3 protein-coding genes and 1 pseudogene are annotated in these 3,362 nt (G+C 44.5%); 2 read left to right on the forward strand and 2 right to left on the reverse strand.

Going from position 1 to position 3,362, the window contains the following annotated elements; genetic code table 11:
• The first annotated feature begins 62 nt into the window (after window positions 1-62).
• Window positions 63-1,214 (forward strand): IS30-like element IS30 family transposase, encoded by a 1,152-nt coding sequence (locus tag OGV71_RS05280; RefSeq protein WP_001254932.1) that lies wholly within the window; start codon window positions 63-65, stop codon window positions 1,212-1,214.
• A gap of 9 nt (window positions 1,215-1,223) precedes the next feature.
• Here the strand turns inward: OGV71_RS05280 and OGV71_RS05285 are convergent.
• Window positions 1,224-1,472, reverse strand: a pseudogene (locus OGV71_RS05285) (transposase); the annotation flags it as partial.
• Between the two features lie 661 nt (window positions 1,473-2,133).
• Here OGV71_RS05285 and OGV71_RS05290 point away from each other — a divergent pair.
• A complete protein-coding gene (locus tag OGV71_RS05290; RefSeq protein WP_009652923.1) occupies window positions 2,134-2,448 on the forward strand; it encodes a hypothetical protein in 315 nt (104 codons plus the stop codon).
• Between the two features lie 542 nt (window positions 2,449-2,990).
• Here OGV71_RS05290 and OGV71_RS05295 read toward each other — a convergent pair.
• The coding region (locus tag OGV71_RS05295; RefSeq protein WP_064168594.1) for an IS1 family transposase at window positions 2,991-3,362 on the reverse strand (372 nt) is incomplete at its 5' end.

Genomic DNA, 3,362 nt, shown 5'->3' on the forward strand with positions numbered 1-3,362 from the left:
TGTAGATTCAATTGGTCAACGCAACAGTTATGTGAAAACATGGGGTTGCGGAGGTTTTTTGAATGAGACGAACATTTACAGCAGAGGAAAAAGCCTCTGTTTTTGAACTATGGAAGAACGGAACAGGCTTCAGTGAAATAGCGAATATCCTGGGTTCAAAACCCGGAACGATCTTCACTATGTTAAGGGATACTGGCGGCATAAAACCCCATGAGCGTAAGCGGGCTGTAGCTCACCTGACACTGTCTGAGCGCGAGGAGATACGAGCTGGTTTGTCAGCCAAAATGAGCATTCGTGCGATAGCTACTGCGCTGAATCGCAGTCCTTCGACGATCTCACGTGAAGTTCAGCGTAATCGGGGCAGACGCTATTACAAAGCTGTTGATGCTAATAACCGAGCCAACAGAATGGCGAAAAGGCCAAAACCGTGCTTACTGGATCAAAATTTACCATTGCGAAAGCTTGTTCTGGAAAAGCTGGAGATGAAATGGTCTCCAGAGCAAATATCAGGATGGTTAAGGCGAACAAAACCACGTCAAAAAACGCTGCGAATATCACCTGAGACAATTTATAAAACGCTGTACTTTCGTAGCCGTGAAGCGCTACACCACCTGAATATACAGCATCTGCGACGGTCGCATAGCCTTCGCCATGGCAGGCGTCATACCCGCAAAGGCGAAAGAGGTACGATTAACATAGTGAACGGAACACCAATTCACGAACGTTCCCGAAATATCGATAACAGACGCTCTCTGGGGCATTGGGAGGGCGATTTAGTCTCAGGTACAAAAAACTCTCATATAGCCACACTTGTAGACCGAAAATCACGTTATACGATCATCCTTAGACTCAGGGGCAAAGATTCTGTCTCAGTAAATCAGGCTCTTACCGACAAATTCCTGAGTTTACCGTCAGAACTCAGAAAATCACTGACATGGGACAGAGGAATGGAACTGGCCAGACATCTAGAATTTACTGTCAGCACCGGCGTTAAAGTTTACTTCTGCGATCCTCAGAGTCCTTGGCAGCGGGGAACAAATGAGAACACAAATGGGCTAATTCGGCAGTACTTTCCTAAAAAGACATGTCTTGCCCAATATACTCAACATGAACTAGATCTGGTTGCTGCTCAGCTAAACAACAGACCGAGAAAGACACTGAAGTTCAAAACACCGAAAGAGATAATTGAAAGGGGTGTTGCATTGACAGATTGAATCTACAGCGGCTTTTTTTAATATGTCCCGTTCGTCGGTAACCCGCTTCAGCTCTTTCTGGAGACGGCGGATCTCGGCCTGAGCATCTGACTCTTCTTTATTAGTGGAAGAATCTGGACCGTACTTCTTTATCCAGGCGTAAAGGCTGTGGGTGGTGATATCGAGACGTGTTGCAACGCTGGCAACAGAATAACCGCGATCAACAACCTGTTTGACTGCTTCAGTTTTAAACTCTTCGGGATAACGCTTACCGCTCATGGGCACCTCTCTTTAAGCCATCTTAAATGACTCTGAGGTGTCTGTTAAACCCGTGGCGATTCAAAATGAACCAGTGCCACCAGACTAAATTGTGACAATCGATAGCCAATACTGCAAGAGAACCTAAGAATAAAAGGTATCGCTATATGACAGCTCAGTCGGTAAAATCGAGGAAACCATGTCGGATCACCATTGTAGTTTCTGGTTAGTTCAATAATGAGGTATCCCCAATGACATCCATTCTGCTTACTTCTGATTCTGTTGATGGGTACACTTTTTGTATTTCTACTGATGGTAATGGATGTAAGCTGTCAGTCAGGCCAGAATACCGGCGCAATGGCACACAAACTTATGATGGCTGGTTTCCCAGATACTACTCAAAGCCTCAGTATGCTAAAGCAGCGTTAACAAGGTTCCTTGGAGAATCTGTTAACTGGTCACCACGGACGGGGCTCAGTTAGTCACAGGATACGTAACAGCCTGAGTCCGAGGATACCAACAAGTCAAGAGAACCCCCTGATAAACCCTTAACAATCAACACCTTACCTTGGTGCGCTTAATGAACCTTATGTTGAATTATGGTTAAGTAGTCGATTTTATGGTTGGAAGTGCCTGTTTGCAGTAAAATGCAGTTCATTACCTTTAACCACTGGAACTAGACATGGCTAATGAAGATCTCCCCTCTGGGTGCAAACGCTGTAAAGGATGCAATCAGGTTAAACCCTTCGAAGAATTCGGTAAGGAACTTAAGGGTAAGTTTGGCCTTAAAAGTAAATGCAAGTTGTGCATTAGCGATAAAAACAGAAATTATGCTGCCGGTTCCGGTGCAGGTGTAAAACTCCAAAACAATAAAAAATACCAGACCGAGCATAAGAGTGAACTGGCAGAAAAGATGAGAGTAAGACGGGCAAAGAAAAAATTTGGAGATAACTATGAAGCATATCTAGCATCTTTAGAAAGGATTAAAAACCTCTGATAATTACATAACAACCTTAGCCAATAAGACACAAAGATTATGTATTGTTGCTTTTATTTCAAAGCATCAACTTTATTGAAAAGTTACGCTATACACTGTGCAATTTATTATGCTGATTTAATTTGGTGATTATATGAGTTGTCATGACAGAGACATCAATAAGATCCTTCAATCATTCACTCACTTAATGGTTGAAGCAAAAAAAAGCATCTTTCATTCAAAATCAATGAAGGTTCAAGGTCTTCAGTTAGTAGATGAGTTATACATCCGTGCCCGGACGGGAAAAATGTCATACCTCGGTTCGTCGGTACTGGTAGTCGCAACCATTTCAGTGAAGACCCCAGGCAAAGGATTTTTCAGACAGTTACTCTCGAAATTAAAAGAAGCAGCTGAGACAAATAACTACATCTTAAAGGTTGAGAATGTCATCAGCACCGAACTTAGGGAGTTTCTTATCAGAGAGGGTTTTTCATTTCCTGGTGAACGGTGGATGTGCGGTTCCGGCTACTGGGCTCCATCATCACTTAGGTAATGACTCCAACTTAATGATAGTGTTTTATGTTCAGATAATGCCCGATGACCTTGTCATGCAGCTCCACCGATTTTGAGAACGACAGTGACTTCCGTCCCAGCCTTGCCAGATGTTGTCTCAGATTCAGGTTATGTCGCTCAATGCGCTGAGTGTAACGCTTGCTGATAACGTGCAGCTTTCCCTTCAGGCGGGATTCATACAGCGGCCAGCCATCCGTCATCCATACCACGACCTCAAAGGCCGACAGCAGGCTCAGAAGACGCTCCAGTGTGGCCAGAGTGCGTTCACCGAATACGTGCGCCACAACCGTCTTCCGGAGCCTGTCATACGCGTAAAACAGCCAGCGCTGGCGCGATTTAGCCCCGACGTATCCCCACTGTTC

Source organism: Citrobacter sp. Cf088 (assembly GCF_030334295.1).
Lineage (GTDB): Bacteria > Pseudomonadota > Gammaproteobacteria > Enterobacterales > Enterobacteriaceae > Citrobacter > Citrobacter freundii.

Coding starts and splice junctions, on each gene's coding strand:
- OGV71_RS05280 (WP_001254932.1), top strand. CDS start 63: ATGAGACGAACATTTACAGCAGAGGAAAAAGCCTCTGTTTTTGAACTA.
- OGV71_RS05290 (WP_009652923.1), top strand. CDS start 2,134: ATGGCTAATGAAGATCTCCCCTCTGGGTGCAAACGCTGTAAAGGATGC.